General features: G+C 70.4%; 16 protein-coding genes. 9 read left to right on the top strand and 7 right to left on the bottom strand.

Annotated features, from left to right (window positions below):
• The 4 genes from AB0K03_RS21440 to AB0K03_RS21425 form a co-directional block, all read right to left on the bottom strand.
• Nucleotides 1–334 (bottom strand): ATP-binding cassette domain-containing protein (locus AB0K03_RS21440; RefSeq protein WP_364687466.1); only part of this gene is annotated, 334 nt, incomplete at its 3' end.
• Nucleotides 335–412: 78 nt separating this feature from the next.
• Nucleotides 413–1,516, bottom strand: coding sequence for a substrate-binding domain-containing protein (locus tag AB0K03_RS21435; protein WP_364687464.1), 1,104 nt, complete (start codon nt 1,514–1,516; stop codon nt 413–415).
• A gap of 294 nt (nt 1,517–1,810) precedes the next feature.
• Entirely contained in the window at nt 1,811–2,293 is a 483-nt protein-coding gene (ybaK, locus tag AB0K03_RS21430) for a Cys-tRNA(Pro) deacylase (protein ID WP_364687462.1), read from the bottom strand.
• Between the two features lie 11 nt (nt 2,294–2,304).
• A complete protein-coding gene (locus AB0K03_RS21425; protein WP_364687460.1) occupies nt 2,305–3,471 on the bottom strand; it encodes a class I SAM-dependent methyltransferase in 1,167 nt (388 codons plus the stop codon).
• A 217-nt stretch (nt 3,472–3,688) separates the two neighbouring features.
• Between AB0K03_RS21425 and groES the strand changes: the two genes are divergently transcribed.
• From groES to AB0K03_RS21400, 5 genes are all read left to right on the top strand, one after another.
• Nucleotides 3,689–4,003, top strand: coding sequence for a co-chaperone GroES (gene groES, locus AB0K03_RS21420; protein WP_082771855.1), 315 nt, complete (start codon nt 3,689–3,691; stop codon nt 4,001–4,003).
• A 73-nt stretch (nt 4,004–4,076) separates the two neighbouring features.
• Nucleotides 4,077–5,726 (top strand): chaperonin GroEL, encoded by a 1,650-nt coding sequence (gene groL / locus AB0K03_RS21415; protein ID WP_364687458.1) that lies wholly within the window; start codon nt 4,077–4,079, stop codon nt 5,724–5,726.
• An 85-nt stretch (nt 5,727–5,811) separates the two neighbouring features.
• Complete coding sequence (locus AB0K03_RS21410) at nt 5,812–6,423, top strand: hypothetical protein (RefSeq protein WP_364687456.1); 612 nt, start codon at nt 5,812–5,814, stop codon at nt 6,421–6,423.
• A 154-nt stretch (nt 6,424–6,577) separates the two neighbouring features.
• Nucleotides 6,578–8,152: a molybdopterin-dependent oxidoreductase gene (locus AB0K03_RS21405; RefSeq protein WP_364687454.1), complete on the top strand. Its 1,575-nt coding sequence runs from the start codon at nt 6,578–6,580 to the stop codon at nt 8,150–8,152.
• 77 nt (nt 8,153–8,229) lie between these two features.
• Nucleotides 8,230–8,661 (top strand): hypothetical protein, encoded by a 432-nt coding sequence (locus AB0K03_RS21400; protein ID WP_364687452.1) that lies wholly within the window; start codon nt 8,230–8,232, stop codon nt 8,659–8,661.
• Nucleotides 8,662–9,158: 497 nt separating this feature from the next.
• Here the strand turns inward: AB0K03_RS21400 and AB0K03_RS21395 are convergent, their stop codons facing one another.
• The gene (locus tag AB0K03_RS21395; protein ID WP_189205310.1) at nt 9,159–9,548 is read right to left on the bottom strand and encodes a WhiB family transcriptional regulator; all 390 of its coding nucleotides are present in this window, start codon (nt 9,546–9,548) and stop codon (nt 9,159–9,161) included.
• A gap of 230 nt (nt 9,549–9,778) precedes the next feature.
• Between AB0K03_RS21395 and AB0K03_RS21390 the strand changes: the two genes are divergently transcribed.
• Nucleotides 9,779–10,624, top strand: coding sequence for a response regulator transcription factor (locus tag AB0K03_RS21390; protein ID WP_364687450.1), 846 nt, complete (start codon nt 9,779–9,781; stop codon nt 10,622–10,624).
• Between the two features lie 83 nt (nt 10,625–10,707).
• On the opposite strand, the gene AB0K03_RS21385 is transcribed toward AB0K03_RS21390, so the two are convergent.
• Nucleotides 10,708–11,121: a DUF5319 domain-containing protein gene (locus AB0K03_RS21385; RefSeq protein WP_364687448.1), complete on the bottom strand. Its 414-nt coding sequence runs from the start codon at nt 11,119–11,121 to the stop codon at nt 10,708–10,710.
• A gap of 120 nt (nt 11,122–11,241) precedes the next feature.
• Between AB0K03_RS21385 and guaB the strand changes: the two genes are divergently transcribed.
• The 3 genes from guaB to AB0K03_RS21370 all read left to right on the top strand — a co-directional run bounded on the left by guaB (nt 11,242) and on the right by AB0K03_RS21370 (nt 15,693).
• Nucleotides 11,242–12,729: an IMP dehydrogenase gene (gene guaB / locus AB0K03_RS21380; protein ID WP_364687446.1), complete on the top strand. Its 1,488-nt coding sequence runs from the start codon at nt 11,242–11,244 to the stop codon at nt 12,727–12,729.
• A gap of 13 nt (nt 12,730–12,742) precedes the next feature.
• Nucleotides 12,743–13,861: a GuaB3 family IMP dehydrogenase-related protein gene (locus AB0K03_RS21375; RefSeq protein WP_364687444.1), complete on the top strand. Its 1,119-nt coding sequence runs from the start codon at nt 12,743–12,745 to the stop codon at nt 13,859–13,861.
• A 413-nt stretch (nt 13,862–14,274) separates the two neighbouring features.
• The gene (locus tag AB0K03_RS21370) at nt 14,275–15,693 is read left to right on the top strand and encodes a M1 family aminopeptidase (protein WP_364687442.1); all 1,419 of its coding nucleotides are present in this window, start codon (nt 14,275–14,277) and stop codon (nt 15,691–15,693) included.
• A gap of 405 nt (nt 15,694–16,098) precedes the next feature.
• Here AB0K03_RS21370 and AB0K03_RS21365 read toward each other — a convergent pair whose 3' ends face one another.
• The gene (locus AB0K03_RS21365; RefSeq protein ID WP_364687440.1) at nt 16,099–17,193 is read right to left on the bottom strand and encodes an LCP family protein; all 1,095 of its coding nucleotides are present in this window, start codon (nt 17,191–17,193) and stop codon (nt 16,099–16,101) included.
• Nucleotides 17,194–17,258 lie beyond the last annotated feature (65 nt).

The following is a 17,258-nucleotide window of genomic DNA, read 5'->3' as shown; positions in this document are numbered from 1 at the left end:
GGCCGCGTACCTTCTCGCGGCCGAGGAACATGTTCTGGACGATGTCCAGGTTGTCGCAGAGCGCGAGGTCCTGGTAGACGACCTCGATGCCCAGCGACGCGGCGTCGCGGGGGCTGTGGATCGCGACCTGGTTGCCGTCGAACGTGACCGTGCCGGCGTCCATGGTGTAGATCCCGCTGATGCACTTGACCAGCGTCGACTTGCCGGCGCCGTTGTCGCCGACGAGCGCGGTGACCTCGCCGGGATAGACGCTGAGTCCGACGTCGTGGAGGACCTGGACGGGACCGAAACTCTTGTCGATCCCGCGCAGCTCCAGAAGAGGTGTCGCGGCCACGAATGCTCCTTCTCGATGCGGCGCCGCCCACGCCCGGCCAGGCGTGGGCGGCTCCGGTGTTTCAGTGTTGTCCCGCGGTCAGCTGACCCCGTTGTCGGTGCACAGCTTGGCGAAGTCGCCGGTGCACAGCTGGTCCTTCGTCACGAAGCCGTCCGCGACGACGTCCTTGACGTTCTCCTTGTAGATCGCCTTCGGGACGAGCAGCACCGAGGGCACGTCCTGGCCCGACTCCGGGTCCTTGACGCTCTGGCTGACCGACTTCTTCTCGCCCTTGGCGAGCGAGATGGCCAGGTCGGCGGCGGCGTCGGCCTCCTGCTTGATCGCCTTGTAGACCGTCATGCACTGGTCGCCGGCGAGGATGTTCTGCAGGCCCTGCACCGTGGCGTCCTGGCCGGTGACCGGGACCTTGCCGTTCAGCTTGTTCTTCTTCAGCACCGAGACGACCGCGTTGCCCAGGCCGTCGTTGGCCGCGAGCACACCCTTGATGTTCTTGTTCTGGGTCAGCATCTGCTCGAAGATCGTGCCGGCCTGCGCGTTGTCCCAGTCCGGCACCGACTGGTCCGGGCCCTTCACGTAGTCGCCGGAGTCGTACTTCGGCTTGAGGACCGAGTCGTAACCCTCCTTGAACAGCGTGGCGTTGTTGTCGGTGGGGGAGCCGTTCAGCTCGGCCACGACCGGCTTGACCGCCTTCATGTCGGTCAGGCACTTGACCAGGCCCTCGCCCTGCAGCTTGCCGACCGCGACGTTGTCGAAGGACACGTAGTAGTTCGCGCCGCCGTTGAGCGTGAGCCGGTCGTAGTCGATCGTCGCGATACCGGCGCTCTTGGCCTTGTCCAGCACGGCCTTGCCGGTACCGGAGTCCAGGTTGACGATCATGAGCACCTTGACGCCGCTGGAGATCATGCCGTCCGCGATGGTCTGGAACTGGCTCTTGTCGCCCTGCGCGTTCTGGATGTCCACCTGGACGCCGGCCGCGTCGAATGCCGCCTTCAGGAACTTCGGGTCGTCCGAACCCCACCGCTGGGAGCTCGCTGTGTCGGGCAGGATCACGCCGACCTTGCCGACCGACGACCCGCTCGTGCCGCTGCTGCCGGTTTCTTCACCACTGTCGCCGCCGCAGGCGGCCATGCTGCCGGTGGCCAGCAGACCCGCCGCGGCAAGAGCGAACATTCCCTTACGCATTCCTCGTGTCCTCTCGGATCAATCCGGATCTTGCCTCGGATTCCCTGGCGCGCGTAACCGGGACTGCCGCTCCTGTGCGGTTCGGTGAGTCGGGCAACGTGTTCCCGTCGCGCGGTGCAGCCCAACCGGTCCGATTCAGCGGTCACGCCGACCTCCGTCAACCGGTTGCGGAAGTTGCTCCACACCGCGACGCTAGGTCACATCTGAACCCGAAATCGGCGGTTCTCCGGAGAAAGATCCGGTTTGCCCGTAACGGTGGCGTAACGATCCGCTGGCCGCGGGAACTATGGCAGGCTATGTCCGAATTCGAGCCGTCGCGGCGCCCGTCAGCCGAATCAGATCGGCCGGGGCCAGCGACACCTGCAACCCCCGGCGGCCCGCCGAGACGTACATCCGCTCCAGGTGCTCCGCGGAGTCGTCGACCACCGTCGGGAGGCGCTTGCGCTGCCCGAGCGGGCTGATGCCGCCGCGGACGTAGCCGCTGCTGCGCTCCGCGGCTGCCCGGTCGGCCAGCACCGCCCGTTTCCCGCCGGCGGCGCCGGCCAGAGCCTTCAGGTCCAGCTCGCCGGTCACCGGCACGACGGCCACCGTCAGCGCGCCGTCCACCTCGGCGATCAAGGTCTTGAACAGCGATTCCGGGGGTACGCCCAGCGCCTCGGCCACCAGCGCGCCGTAGTTCGGCGCATCCGGTGAGACGTCGTACGGGTGCAGCTCGTGCGCCACCTTCTGCGCGGACAGCAGTACGGTCGCCGGCGTCCCGGCCGCCTTCTTAGCCACGATGTCGGAGGTTAACGGCACAGCAGCACGGTCGGCGCCCCAGCCACCCGGGTCAGCACCAGCGACGCCGAGGCGCTTCCGCTCAGCCGCAGGTCCCGGCGCAGCTGCTCGGGCTCCAGCGCGGAACCGCGCTTGCGGATCTCGAGCCGGCCCACCCCGCGCTCGCGCAACAGCGCCCGCAGCCGCTTGAGCGAGAACGGCATCACGTCGGTGATCTCGAGGCGGCGGGCGTACGGGGTGTCCACCGGGTCGTCAGTGTGCACGTACGCGATGTCGGGATCGGCCAGCCGCCCGCCGACCGTGGCGGCGAACTCGGCGACCAGGTGCGAGCGGACGACGGCCGGGTCGGGGTCGTACAGGAAACGGCCGACCGGGCCGACCGGCGCGGCCTCGACGCCCGAGCCGTGCAGCATCCCGCCCGACGGCAACAAGCTCGCCCGTCGAGGAAATTCGGCGAGCGGCCCGCACCAGAACGCCGCCTCGACCAGGTCGCCGTCGACGCTGACCCACTCGCCCTCGGCGCCCGGCGGCAGCAGCGCGTGGTCGATGCCGGGCGCGAGCTTCAGCACCGTCCTCGGCACCCGCTGCGGCAGGGCGGCGATGAAGTCCCACGGCGGCGACCACGACTGCGGATCCATCAGCCGTCCCCGGCCCGCGCGGCGGCGGGCCGGGTCGGCGAACACAGCGTCGAACCGCTCCACGGGGACGCTCGTCGCGTCGGCGCATTCCACGGTCACCAGCTCCGCGAGACCTGCCGCGTCCGCGTTGGCCCGGGCGGCCGCCGCGGTCAGCGGATCGGCGTCGACCGCGTACACCCGGATGCCCTGACGGGCCGCGGCCAGCGCGTCCGAACCGAGGCCGCAGCCGAGATCGGCGAGGGTGGTGACGCCCGCGGCCTGCAGCCGCGCGGCGCGGCGGTCCGCGACCACCGCGCGGGTCGCCTGCTCGAAGCCGGCCCGGGTGAAGAACATCGCCGCCGCGCCGGCGCCGAACTTGCCCACCGCCCGTCTGCGCAGGTCGGTTTGGGTGAGCGCGGCCGCGGCGAGCGGCGCCGGGACGCCCCGCGACCGCAGGGCCGAGGCGGCCGCCAGCGGATCGCCGCCGGCCACCTCCGCCGCGGCGGCGAGGGCGTCCGACCCTTCCGGGGTACGCAGGGCGGCGAGCAGTTCCAGGTCCACGACGGGTCATTCTGCCGTGTTGGCACTCTCCTTGACGGAGTGCTAGTTCCGGCATAATCTCCGATTAGCACTCTCAACCCGAGGGTGCCAGCGCGCGGCCCGCTCCGGGGCGCGTGCTTGCGCCAGGCGGACCGGCACCCGCGACGACGGCCCCGCCCGGTGGCATGAGGCATCAGATCGGCCGACGCAGGCCGGCGAAACCTGTACCCAGGAGGGTATGCCCGTGACTACCGCGACCAAGGTTGCGATCAAGCCGCTCGAGGACCGGATCGTGGTCCAGGCGAACGAGGCTGAGACGACCACGGCGTCGGGCATCGTGATCCCCGACACCGCCAAGGAGAAGCCGCAGGAGGGCACCGTCCTCGCTGTGGGCCCGGGCCGTATCGACGACAAGGGCAACCGCATCCCGGTTGACGTCAAGGTCGGCGAGACGGTCCTCTACTCGAAGTACGGCGGCACCGAGGTCAAGTACGCCGGCGAGGAGTACCTGGTGCTCTCCGCCCGCGACGTCCTCGCGGTCATCGAGAAGTGACCTACTGACAGTGCTTCCCGCCCTGGCCCGACACACCTCGGGTCAGGGCGGTGGTGCGTGAAGGGACCTACACATGGCGAAGATCCTCAGTTTCTCTGACGACGCCCGGCACCTGCTGGAGCACGGCGTCAACACGCTCGCCGACACGGTCAAGGTCACCCTCGGCCCGCGCGGCCGCAACGTCGTCCTCGACAAGAAGTTCGGCGCGCCCACGATCACCAACGACGGCGTCACCATCGCCAAGGAGATCGACCTCAAGGACCCGTACGAGAACCTCGGCGCGCAGCTGGTCAAGGAGGTGGCGACCAAGACCAACGACGTCGCCGGCGACGGGACCACCACCGCCACCGTGCTCGCCCAGGCCCTCGTGCGCGAAGGCCTGCGCAACGTGACCGCCGGCGCCAACCCCATCGCCCTCAAGCGGGGTATGGACCTGGCCGCCGAGGCGATCTCCAAGGCGCTGCTCGCCAAGGCGGTCGAGGTGTCCGACCACAAGTCGATCGCCAACGTCGCCACCATCTCCGCGCAGGACGCCACCATCGGCGAGCTCATCGCCGAGGCGATGGACCGCGTCGGCCGCGACGGTGTCATCACCGTCGAGGAGGGCTCCGCGCTCAGCACCGAGCTCGTCGTCACCGAGGGTCTGCAGTTCGACAAGGGCTTCATCTCCCCGAACTTCGTGACCGACGCCGAGGCCCAGGAGGCCGTGCTCGAGGACGCGTACATCCTCATCACGACCCAGAAGATCTCCAGCGTCGAGGAGCTCCTGCCGCTGCTGGAGAAGGTGCTGCAGGCCGGCAAGCCGCTGCTCATCATCGCCGAGGACGTCGAGGGCCAGGCCCTGTCCACCCTCGTGGTGAACGCCCTGCGCAAGACCTTCAAGGTCGCCGCCGTGAAGGCGCCCGGCTTCGGGGACCGCCGCAAGGCGATGCTGCAGGACATGGCCATCGCCACCGGCGGCGAGCTCATCGCCCCGGAGCTCGGCTACAAGCTCGACCAGGTCACCGTCGACATGCTCGGCACCGCGCGCCGCGTCGTCGTCGACAAGGAGAACACGACCATCGTCGACGGCGGCGGCAAGAAGTCCGACATCGACGACCGGGTCGCGCAGATCCGCAAGGAGATCGAGGCCTCGGACTCCGACTGGGACCGCGAGAAGCTCTCGGAGCGGCTGGCCAAGCTCTCCGGCGGCGTCGCCGTCATCCAGGCCGGCGCCGCGACCGAGGTCGAGATGAAGGAGCGCAAGCACCGCATCGAGGACGCCATCGCGGCGACCAAGGCCGCGGTCGAGGAGGGCACCGTGCCCGGCGGCGGCGCCGCCCTGGCGCAGATCGTCTCCGCGCTCGACGGCGACCTCGGCCTCACCGGCGAGGAGGCCATCGGCGTCTCGATCGTGCGCAAGGCGCTCGTCGAGCCGCTGCGCTGGATCGCGCAGAACGCCGGCCACGACGGCTACGTCGTGGTGGGCAAGGTGGCCGAGCTCGGCTGGGGCCACGGCCTCAACGCGGCCACCGACGAGTACGTCGACCTCGCGGCCGCCGGCATCATCGACCCGGTCAAGGTGACCCGCAACGCGGTCTCCAACGCCGTGTCGATCGCCGCGCTGCTGCTCACCACGGAGAGCCTCGTGGTGGAGAAGCCGGCCGAGCCCGAGCCCGCCGCGGCCGGCGGCCACGGGCACAGCCACGGTGGCCACGGCCACCAGCACGGCCCGGGCTTCTGATCCGTACCGGTTCGGCAAGGGCGCGTCGCTTCCGCGGCGCGCCCTTCTCGTGTGTGATGCAAGCTTCCGGGGAAAGGGTGCGCCGATGATCGTCGTCGTGGAGGGACCCAGCGCGGCCGGAAAGACCTCCTGGTGCCGCCGGTACGTCGGCAGGTATGTCCCCGAGTACACCCCGACGGGCCGCGAACCGGTCGACGCCGTGGCGCTCGCCCGGCACTGGGTGCGCGCGGGCATCCAGCGCTGGGAGGCCGCGCTCGAGCACGAACGCGCCGACGGGATCGCGTACTGCGACACCGACCCGGTGAAGCTGCACTACGCCTGGGGGATGGCGGCGCTCGGGCTCGCCCCCCGGGCCCGCTTCGACCGGGAGCTGGCGGTCACGCGCGAGGCGTTCCGGACCGGACGGCTGGGCTTCGCTGACGCCGTACTCGTCGGTCTGCCCGACGCGGCCACCCTGCAGCGCCGCCGCGACGGCGACGACACCCGGCGCCGGCGGAATTTCGCCGCTCACGTGCAGCTCCGGGAGCCGCTGCAGCAGTGGTACGCGACGCTGGACGACCTGTCGCCGGGGCGGGTGATCTGGGAGTTGCCGGTCGAGGGGGTGCCCAAGCTGCCCGAGCCTCGTGAGGAGCGGTGCGATCTGGGTCTGCTCGACGCGCTCGTGGCCGGTCTGCCGCCGCTTGCTCCTCCGTCGTGAGTGTGGCTTCGCGGCTGCTTGCCGGGCCGTCGTCGTGAGTGTGGCTTCGCGGCTGCTTGCCGGGCCGTCGTCGTGAGTGTGGCTTCGCGGCCGCTTGCCGGGCCGTCATGACTTTGTAAGAGGCGTTCCCGGCGGGCGAGGGCAGGATGAAGGCGTGAAGCTTTCCGTTCGGGCCGGGCTGGCCGGGATCGCGGCCGCCGCCGTCGCGCTCGGCGTCGCGGAGATCGTCGCCGTCGTCACGGGGCCGCTGTCGTCGCCGCTGCTGGCCGTCGGCGGCGTGGTCGTCGACACCGTGCCGGGCACCGTCAAGGATGCCGCCATCGCGGTCTTCGGCACGCACGACAAGACCGCCCTCATCACCGGCACGGTCATTCTGCTCGCGCTCTACGCCGCGGCGGTCGGCGTCGTCGCGCTCCGCTCGTGGCGCATCGCACTGGCCGGGGTGGTGCTCTTCACCGGCGTCGGCACGGCCGCGGCCCTGACCCGCCACGACGCGGGACTGACCGCCGCCGTGCCGTCGATCGCGGCCGGTGTCGCCGCGATGGTCGCGCTGCGCTACCTGATCACTCTCGCCGTCGCCGCGTCCCCCGCCGAGACGAGGTCGCTGGTGACGGTGGGTGGCGAGGACGGCGCTCTCGCCGAGACCCGTCCGTCCGCCCCGTTCCCCGACGACAGCCGTCGCCGTTTCCTCATCGGCCTCGGCGTCACGGCCGGCATCGCGGTGGCCGGCGGGATCGGCGGGCGGTTCCTCACCTCCCGGCGCGCGGTCACGGCCGCCCGCAAGGCCGTCGTCCTGCCCCCGCCCGTGGCGGTCGCACCGACGGTTCCGGCGGGTGCCCAGGTTCAGGGCGTCACGCCGTACGTGACCTCGAACAAGGACTTCTACCGCATCGACACCGCGCTGTATCCGCCACAGGTCGACCCGTCCAGCTGGCAGCTGCGGATCCACGGCATGGTGCGCAATCCCATCACGCTGACCTGGGAGCAGCTGCTGCAGCGGCCCATGGTCTCCCGCTATGTCACCCTCGCCTGCGTCTCCAACGAGGTGGGCGGCGACCTGATCGGCAACGCCCTGTGGCTGGGCGTCCCGGTCAAGGAGCTGCTCGACGAGGCGCAGCCCTTGCCCGACGCCGACCAGACCGTGTCCCGCTCGGCCGACGGCTGGACCTGCGGCACGCTCACCGCCGTCCTGCGCGACGGCCGCGACGCGCTGCTGGCCATCGGCATGAACGGCGAGCCCCTCCCGGTCGGACACGGCTTCCCGGTCCGCATGGTCGTCCCCGGCCTGTACGGCTACGTCTCCGCCTGCAAGTGGATCACGGAGATCGAGCTGACCCGCTTCGCCGACTTCGACGCCTACTGGGTGCCCCGGGGCTGGTCGGCCCAGGGCCCCGTCAAGACCGAATCACGGATCGACACCCCTCGCGACGGCGCCACCCGCAAGCCCGGCCCCCTGACGATCGGCGGCGTCGCCTGGGCCCAGCACCGCGGCATCAGCCGGGTGGAGGTGCAGGTCGACGCGGAGCCATGGCGGGAAGCGACGCTCGCCCCGGTCGTTTCGGCCGACACGTGGGTCCAGTGGTCGTACCAGTGGCAGGCGACCCCGGGCAACCACACGATCCAGGTCCGAGCCACCGACAGCGAGGGGCAGACCCAGACCAGCACCCCGGCCCCACCACCTCCGGACGGCGCCACAGGCTGGCACTCGATCCGTATCTCCATCGAATGAGCGCAGGGCCGTTCGCCTCGGTGGCGTGCGGCGCGACGTACCGGCACGACCAGCGCTGCGGGCCCACAATGATGATCGTGGACGACCTCTCGGACTTCCTCCGGCAGATGGAGCTAGCAGCTCTCGAGGAGGCGTCGCTCTACCAGGTTCCGGCAGGTTCCGTCGATGACCCGACAGGATCGCCTCGGCATCACGGTCCGTGGCCCGGATCGACGTGTGCGGCCGTTCTGAGGCTCTGGTACCGCGCCGGGTGGATCGGTCTCTACTTCCGCGATCCGCCGCCCGGCTGGAACATCCCTCCGGCGGAGTGGCGAAGCCGCCTGGGCGACGACCATGACCTCGCTTCCCGGGACGCGTACGACCTTCTCGAACAGCCCGAACGCTGGGTCATCGAGCACGCGGACGGCCACGTGCAGCTCTACAGAACTGCGGAAGGGGAGTCAGCGCCGCGAGAGACGTGGTACGAGCAGGTCATCGAGACAGCTCGGCGTCTCACCCTCAAGCCGTAGCAGCCGTAGCAGCCGTAGCAGCCGTGGCAGCCGTCCTGCGACGGGCTCGGGCAAGCGTGACACCCCCGGAGGGTCGCGCCGTACGGCTTGCACCATCCTTGCCACCTGTGTTAGTCGGCCACCGCCCGGCCACCCCGGCCGGTGGCAACCGTCAGCCACTCACCGGCTGACCACGTACCGGTCGGCCTGGAATTCCATGCCCTGCGAACGGCTCGGCGCGCAGCTCACGAAGAGCGCGGCTCGCCGCAGGGCTCACCCGGCGGAACCTGTCCGGCGAACGCAGACCGCCCCTCGCAGCGGGCGGTGAATCGCGTCCTCGTCCGGTGGAATCGTGTCACGCGGAAGCCGCACTTTTCGTCCGACGTCAAGGGCAAGTTCGCTCATACGGTGGCTTGCATGTTCACCGATGCGACTGACAAGCCGCCGACGACGCCGGCGCGGCTCCCCGCAGGAAGCCGCGCCGTCAGGTGTGTTGTGGTGCCGCGTCCGGGGCGGCGTCAGGCCGCCGGTGCCTGCCGCTGTGCCGGCACCGTGGACTTGTGGGGCCGGCCGAGGCGCGCCTCGAGCCGGGCAAGGTCGACCCGTCCGTGATGGCGATCGGCAAGGTCCTCCCAGCCGACTGCGAGCAGCCGCAGCCGCTCCGCTTCGCTGAAACCTCCCCAGACGCCGTACGGCTCACGGACCGCCAGGGCATGGGCGGCGCACTCGGCCCGGACCGGGCATGCGCCACACATCGCCTTGGCCTTCGCCTCGCGGCGGTTGCGGGAAGATCCGCGCTCGCCGTCGGGGTGGAAGAACTGGGCGCTGTCCCGCCCTCTGCACAGGCCGAGTCGCTGCCAATCCCAAAGGTCGGCGATGGGCCCGGGCAGTCTGCGAACGTTCGACATCAACACCCTCCTCCCGCGCGGCACCGCGGAGTGTTGTCATGAGGGGCCTGGCTCAGGCCTGCCGCCCGTGTACCCCGGCGAACGCCGGATCACACACGAGTTGTCGATGTCTTCGTCGGCCGTATCTCACCGGTGCCTAAAACCGTTCCGATGTTTCCCATTTTTTCCATCTAAAGCGCGTAATGCTGCGGCCCTCGCGTGATCTCCTCTGAGAGAGAAGGAGGATCACTGTGCGTACCGTCCTCGTGTGCGTCCGTACCCCACTGGCGGCCCAGACCGTCGCGTCGACCGCGGCCCGGCTCGGGATGACCGGTGTCGTGCGGACAGCGGTCAGCGAGACCGAGGCCATGATCCGTCTGGCTGAGCGGCCGGCCGAGGTCGTCCTGGCCGACACCGCCGTGACCCGTCCCGACAGCGTCGGCTTCACCCGGCGCGTCCTCGCCCGCGCCCCGCAGGCGCAGGTCGTCCTCTTCGGCGCGGAAGACCCCCGGGTCGCCGCCGCCACGGTCGCCGCCGGCGCCCGCGGCGTCATCCGCGGCGTCGAGCACGACCTGGTCAGTGTCGTCGCCAAGGCACTGCTGCTCCTGCTGCTCCCGGTACGCCCGCAGGGCATGCCGATCAACGGAGCGAACGCCCAGCCGGCCGCGGTCGGTCAGGCGGGGCGCAACAACAACTCGGCCGCCGCCCGCGGCCTGCACCGTGACGGCCTGGCGATGGCCGGCACCCCGAATGCGCCGGGCATCCCGGCGATGATCCCGAACACCGCGATGGTCCCCGCGCAGCGCGGCGACGGTTCCGAGATCGACCCGGTCACGGGCCGCCCGCTGGTGTGGCCGGGCAACGACAGCCGGGTCGGCGAGGCCGCTCCGGCAGGGCGGCGCCTGACGCTCACCGAGCGGGAGCTGCAGGTGCTGCGCGGCATGGCCGACGGCAAGAGCAACGCGGAGATCGGCCGGGAGTTGTTCGTGTCCGAGGACACGGTCAAGACCCACGCCCGCCGGCTCTTCCGCAAGCTGGGCGCCCGCGACCGGGCGCACGCGGTGGCCGCGGGCTTCCGCGCCGGCCTCGTAGCCTGACGCCGGTCACGGCCGGGGTGGGTCGTGACCGGCGTCAGCCGGGCTTGAAGCGAACGGGCCGCCCGTGAGGGCGGCCCGTTTTCTCAGGACGACGAGGATGACGCGTCGTCGTCCGTACCTTCCGTCAGGGTGTCGTGCACACCGTCCGCATACCCGCGTGCGTACTCCCACGTGACGTAGTGGTCCGGGTCCGGGTCGTACGCCGGCTCGTGCACCCGCGGCCGCCCGCTCGACAGCAGATGCCGCAGGTTCCCCCGCAGCAGATCCCAGTCGAAGTAGTGCGGCTCGTGGCAGTCCTCGCACTCTATGACCAGCCCGCGGATCCCCGTCGGGCTCAGCAACGCCTGGTATATCTCCAGGTCGGAAAGGTCCTCGAGGACATCCTGCCGCTCGGCCTCGGTCAGCGGATCCTGCTCGGCGTCCTCCGTGAGGTCGTCGAGTCCCGCGGCCGGGTCGGCGGGGTCACCGTTGAACGGGTCGATCGGCTCTTCTTGCACGCGTCTACCGTACCCATCAAGCGGCACTGTGTGCTGGCCCGCACGTGCTGTCCGCCCCCTCGGGGCCGCCCTGGCCGATGAGTAGGATGTAACACTCCGCCTCTTCTCTAGGGATGATCTGTGGAAACTGAGTCCGCGCGCACGGTTCCTCTCGGTCTGACGTTCGACGATGTTCTCCTGCAGCCCGGCGAATCGGACGTCGTGCCGAGCCGGGTCAACACGGTCACTCGCTTGACCCGCAATGTCGAGCTCGCGATCCCGCTGCTGTCCGCGGCGATGGATACCGTCACCGAGGCGCGGATGGCCATCGCGATGGCGCGTGAGGGCGGCATCGGGGTGCTGCACCGCAACCTGTCGGCCGAGGATCAGGCAGCCCAGGTGGACCTGGTCAAGCGGTCGGAATCCGGCATGATCACCAATCCGGTGACGTGCAGCCCGGACGACACGCTGCGCCACGTCGACACGCTCTGCGGCAAGTACCGCATCTCCGGCGTGCCCGTTGTCGATGCCGAAGGTGTCCTCGTCGGCATCGTCACCAACCGTGACATGCGCTTCGTCACCGACGACAGCATCAAGGTGCGCGACGTCATGACGAAGTCGCCCTTGATCACTGCTCCGGTCGGGGTCGGCAAGAATGACGCGCTCGGTCTCCTGCAACGCCACAAGGTGGAGAAGCTGCCCCTCGTCGATGACAGCGGTCGGTTGCGCGGACTGATCACGGTCAAGGACTTCACCAAGAGCGAGCAGTTCCCGATCGCGACCAAGGACGCCCAGGGACGGTTGCGGGTCGCCGCGGCCATCGGTGTCGGCGACGAGTCGTACAAGCGCGCACGGGGTCTGATCGAGGCGGGCGTCGACGTCATCATCGTCGACACGTCACACGGGCATCAGCGTCAGGTGCTCGACATGATCGCGCGGCTGAAGAAGGACACCACCACCGACATCGTCGGCGGCAACGTCGCCACGTACGCGGGCGCGAAGGCCATGGTCGAAGCCGGCGCGGACGCGGTGAAGGTGGGCGTCGGTCCGGGTGCGATCTGCACGACACGGATCGTCGCCGGAGTAGGCGTCCCTCAGATCACGGCCGTGATGGAGGCGACCCGGGCCTGCAAGCCGGCCGGGGTACCGGTGATCGCCGATGGCGGCGTGCAGTATTCCGGCGATATCGCCAAGGCGATCGTCGCCGGCGCCGAGACGGTGATGCTCGGCGGTCTGCTCGCCGGGTCGGAGGAAAGCCCCGGCGATCTGATCTTCGTCAACGGCAAGCAGTTCAAGTCCTACCGCGGCATGGGCTCGCTTGGCGCCATGCAGTCGCGGGGCCAGGCGAAGTCCTACTCGAAGGACCGCTACTTCCAGCACGACGTCCCGGAGGAGAAGCTGGTTCCCGAGGGCGTCGAGGGCCAGGTGCCGTACCGCGGACCGCTGTCGCGGGTGATGGCGCAACTCGTCGGCGGGCTGCGCCTGTCGATGGGCTACGCCGGTGCCGAAACCATCGCGGACTTGCAGCAGCGCGGTCAGCTCATCAGGATTACCGCGGCAGGTCTCAAGGAGAGCCACCCGCACGACATCCAGATGACGGTCGAGGCTCCGAACTACCACTCCCGCTAAAGGGGCGAACAGCATGCGTGACGTTGTGGAGATCGGTCTGGGCAAGACCGCCCAGCGCGGGTACCACCTGGACGACATCGCGATCGTCCCGAGCCGCCGTACCCGTGACGTGGACGACGTCTCCACCGACTGGAAGGTGGACGCGTACCCGTTCAAGATCCCCTGCGTCGCGCACCCGTCGGACGCGACCATGAGCCCCTCCTCGGCGATCGCCCTGGGCCGCCTCGGCGGCCTGGGCGTGCTCAACGCCGAGGGGCTCTGGACGCGCTACGAGGACCCCACCAAGATCCTCGAGGAGCTGGCCTCGCTCGACGAGGAGGCGGACGCCACCAAGCGCCTCCAGGAGGTCTACGCCGAGCCGATCCGGCCGGAGCTGATCGCCGAGCGGGTCCGCGCGATCCGTGAGGGCGGCGTCACGGTCGCCGTCCGCGTGTCGCCGCAGCACACGCTGGCGCTGGCCCCGGTGATCCTCGACGCGGGCGTCGACCTGCTGGTCATCCAGGGCACGCTGGTCAGCGCCGAGCACGTCTCCACCACGGACGAGCCGCTGAACCTCAAGGAGTTCATCGCCGACCTCGACCTGCCGGTCATCGTCGGCGGCTGCACCGACTACAAGACCGCGCTGCACCTCATGCGCACGGGCGCGGCCGGCGTCATCGTGGGCGTCGGCGCCGACGAATGGTCCACGACGGACACCGTGCTCGGCATCCGCGTCCCGATGGCCACCGCGATCGCGGACGCCGCGGCGGCCCGCCGGGACTACCTCGACGAGACCGGCGGCCGCTACGTGCACCTCATCGCCGACGGCGGCATCCAGACCTCCGGCGACATCGCCAAGGCGATCGGGTGCGGCGCCGACGCGGTCATGCTCGGCGAGCCGCTGTCGCTCGCCGAGGGCGCGCCGGCCGGCGGCGCCTGGTGGCACTCGGCCGCCAGCCACCCCAGCCTGCCCCGCGGCGGCTTCTGCATCGCCGGCGAGCCGGACGGCACCCTCGAGGAGATCCTCTACGGCCCCGCGGACCGCCCGGACGGCCAGCTCAACCTCTTCGGCGGCCTCAAGCGCGCGATGGCCAAGTGCGGCTACCACGACGTCAAGGAGTTCCAGAAGGTTTCGCTCGTTCTCGATCGGTAGATCAAGATCAAGAGCTTCCTGTCGTAGCTCGGTGGGTGGTGCAGACCGCAACTCCCGTCGAGGCCGGGGCCGGGGCCCAGCATGCGCCGGCCCTGGCCCCTTCATTCTGCGTGAGTGGTGAAACCCCGCCCTGTGGATGACGTCGGTCCGCTGTCCGGCTGCGTGAGTGGGTGAAACCCCGCCCTGTGGATGACGTCGGTCCGCTGTCCGGCTGCGTGAGTGGGTGAAACCCCGCCCTGTGGATGACGTCGGCCTGCTGTCCGGCTGCGTGAGTGGGTGAAACCCCGCCCTGTGGATGACGTCGGTCCGCTGTCCGGCTGCGCGAGTGGGTGAAACCCCGCCCTGTGGATAACGCCGGTCTGCCGTCCGGGTGCGACGTAGAGTCGCAGTCCGGGCGATGTGGGGGAGTGGACATGCGGGTTCGGATCGCGGGGGTCGTGGTCGCCGTGCTGGCGCTGGCCGGCTGCTCGACGGACGACGAGCCGCGGCCCGTTCCGAGCGCGTCGGCGGCCGTGGCGCCGAGCTTCGCGCCGGGGGCCGAGGGGGCCGGGGATCCGTATTTCCCGACGTACGGCAACGGGGGCTATGACGTCGCGGGATACGACCTGAAGCTGCGCTACGACCCGGCCAAGGGACGCCTGCAGGGGACCGCCACGATCACGGCCGGCGCGACGCAGGACCTGTCGGACTTCCACCTGGACCTCGCCCACCTCACCACCGGCAAGGTGACCGTCGACGGACGGCCCGCCACCGCGAAGGCGGAGAAGAACGAGCTGATCGTCACCCCGGCGGCCGGCATCGTCCACGGGCAGCGGTTCACCGTCGTCGTCGAATACGCCGGGGAACCCAAGCCCCTCACCAACGACGCCCTCGGCGTGGGCGGCTGGCTGCGTACGGCCGACGGCGGTTTCGCCCTGGGCCAGCCCGAGTCGGCCAGCACCTGGTTCCCGGTGAACGACCACCCCTCCGACAAGGCGACGTTCGCCCTGGCGATCACCGTGCCCGCGGGCGTCGAGGCGATCGGCAACGGGGTGCCCGGCCCGCGCACCACCGCCGACGGCTGGACCACCTGGACGTGGACCGAGTCGAAGCCGATGGCCAGCTACCTCGCCACCGTCGTGATCGGGCAGTACCGCGTGCAGACCTCCACACACGACGGCAAACCCGTGGTCACGGCCATCCCCGAGTCGCTGCCCGCGAACGGCCCCGCGGCCAAGGCCATGGCCCGCACCACGGAGATCGCCGACTTCCTCGCCACCCGGTTCGGGCCGTACCCCTTCGACGCGTACGGCGGGGTGGTCATCGACGACAACCGCGTCGGCTACGCCCTGGAGACCCAGTCCCGGCCGGTCTACGGCAACGTCTTCTTCCGTACCCGCCCCGACGCCACCGTCGTCGCCCACGAACTGGCCCACCAGTGGTACGGCGACAGCGTCAGCCTCGACCGCTGGCAGGACATCTGGCTCAACGAGGGCTTCGCCACGTACGCCGAATGGCTCTGGCAGGAACACGAGGGCGAGCAGACGGCGCAGCAGGCCTTCGACCGCACCTACGAGGGCTTCGACTGGAAGGTGCCGACCGGCGACCCGGGTCCCGGCCGCCTCTTCGGCGAAGCCGTCTACCAGCGCGGCGCAATGACCGTGCACGCCCTGCGCAAGACCATCGGCGACGCCGCCTTCTTCGAACTGCTGCGCTCCTGGCCGCAGTCCCACAGCGATGGCAACGCCACCACGGTCACCTTCATCAGCGACGCAGAGAGGGCCGCCGGCAGAGACTTGGGCGACTTCTTCGAAGCGTGGCTCTTCGGAACGACCGCGCCACCCCGCCCCTGAGCACGCCGCATCCTGACTCGGGCCGCCGTTCCGACCGCTTCCACCGCTCGCGCCGCGCCCGGGTCGCTCCGTACCGTGCCTGGGTCGCTCCTGTGCCGGGCTCGGGGTCACTCCTGCGCCGCGCCCGGGTCGCTCCTGCGCCGTGCCCGGGGTCCGCCTGCTTCGCGCCCGGGTCGCTCCGTACCGTGCCTGGGTCGCTCCTGTGCCGGGCTCGGGGTCGCTGCTGCGCCGCGCTCGGATCGCTCCTGCGCCGTGCCCGGGGTCCGCCTGCTTCGCGCCCGGGTCGCTCCTGTGCCGGGCCCGGGGTCGCCCTGCTTCGCGCCCGGTCGCTTCGCGCCGCGTCCGCGTTGTGCTTGCGTCGCGGCCGCCCCGGCGGGCTTCTTCGGCTGTCTGTCCCTCCCGGGTCTACTTGCTGCGCAATTCCGGATGCTCGGCCAGGTACGCCCCCGGGTCGCCGTCCGCCACCGCCCGCACGAACCCGAGGCCGGTCGAGTTCAGCTGTTCGCCGATGTACCCGCCGCCGGAGAACACCGAACTGCCGGGCAGCGACACCGACGTCAGCCCGGACGGCTTCAGGTCGCGCAGCGCGTACGCGTACTCGAGGGGTGTCCGGGTCCCGGAGGTGACCAGCGTGTCGCCCAACGCGCCGAGCACCGACCGGAGTTTGGCCTGGTCGGTCGCCAGACCGGCGGCTTCGGCCTTGGTGAGCAGGGCCTTGACGAGTTGTCGCTGATGGCGTTGCCGGTCGTAGTCGCCGTTCGGCAATCCGTAGCGCTGGCGGGCGTAGTCGATCGCCTGCCAGCCGACGAGCGTGCGCGTGCCGGGCAGGTACGTCGCCTGCGGCCCGACGTAATCACCGCCGCCCGGGCGCAGCGGACGCGCGGTGCCGTCCGGTTTGCGGTGGTGCGAGACCACCTTCTGGTCGATGGTCATCGTCACGCCGCCGAGCGCGTCGGTCAGCTTGCTGAGCCCGTTGAACGTCAGGATCGCGCCCGCGTCGAACTTCTTGATGCCGGTGTACTTCGAGATCGTGCGGCTCAGCAGCTCGTACCCGTTGAAGACGTTCGCCTTGTCCGTTCCGGCCTGCTCCGACCCGTACGCCATGGCTTCGGTCAATTTGTGTCGTCCGCCGCCGTAGCCGTTCTTGGGGTACGCGGGGATGTCCACGCGGAGGTCCCGGGGCAGCGAGTACAGATATCCGCTCTTGAGTCCCTCGTCGATGTGCAGCAGCATGATGGCGTCCGCGTGCGGCTGCCAGTCCGGGATGCTGACGCGGGTGTCGAGGCCGATCAGCAGCAGGTCCAGCGGCCCGGTGATGTCCGCCCCGGGCGGCGGGGGAGCGTTCGACGGCGCGGGCGCCGCGGACGACGGAACGGGGCCCGGAGCTGCGGTGTTGCCTGAGCTGCCCGCGCCGCCGCGCAGGGCGAAGGCGATCCCGGCGCCGGCCACGAGCAGGGCCACGACTCCGGCCACCGTCCACAGGATCCTCTTGTTCCGCATAGTGGAACAGTAAGCGAGGGCAACAAGCTGCTCAATGGGACGAGATCTCGCTTTCTGGAACGGGG

Source organism: Actinoplanes sp. NPDC049316, from assembly GCF_040677315.1.
Taxonomy (GTDB): domain Bacteria; phylum Actinomycetota; class Actinomycetes; order Mycobacteriales; family Micromonosporaceae; genus Actinoplanes.
The sequence above is the reverse complement of the archived record's forward strand: the minus strand, read 5'-3'. Positions and strand labels throughout refer to the sequence as shown.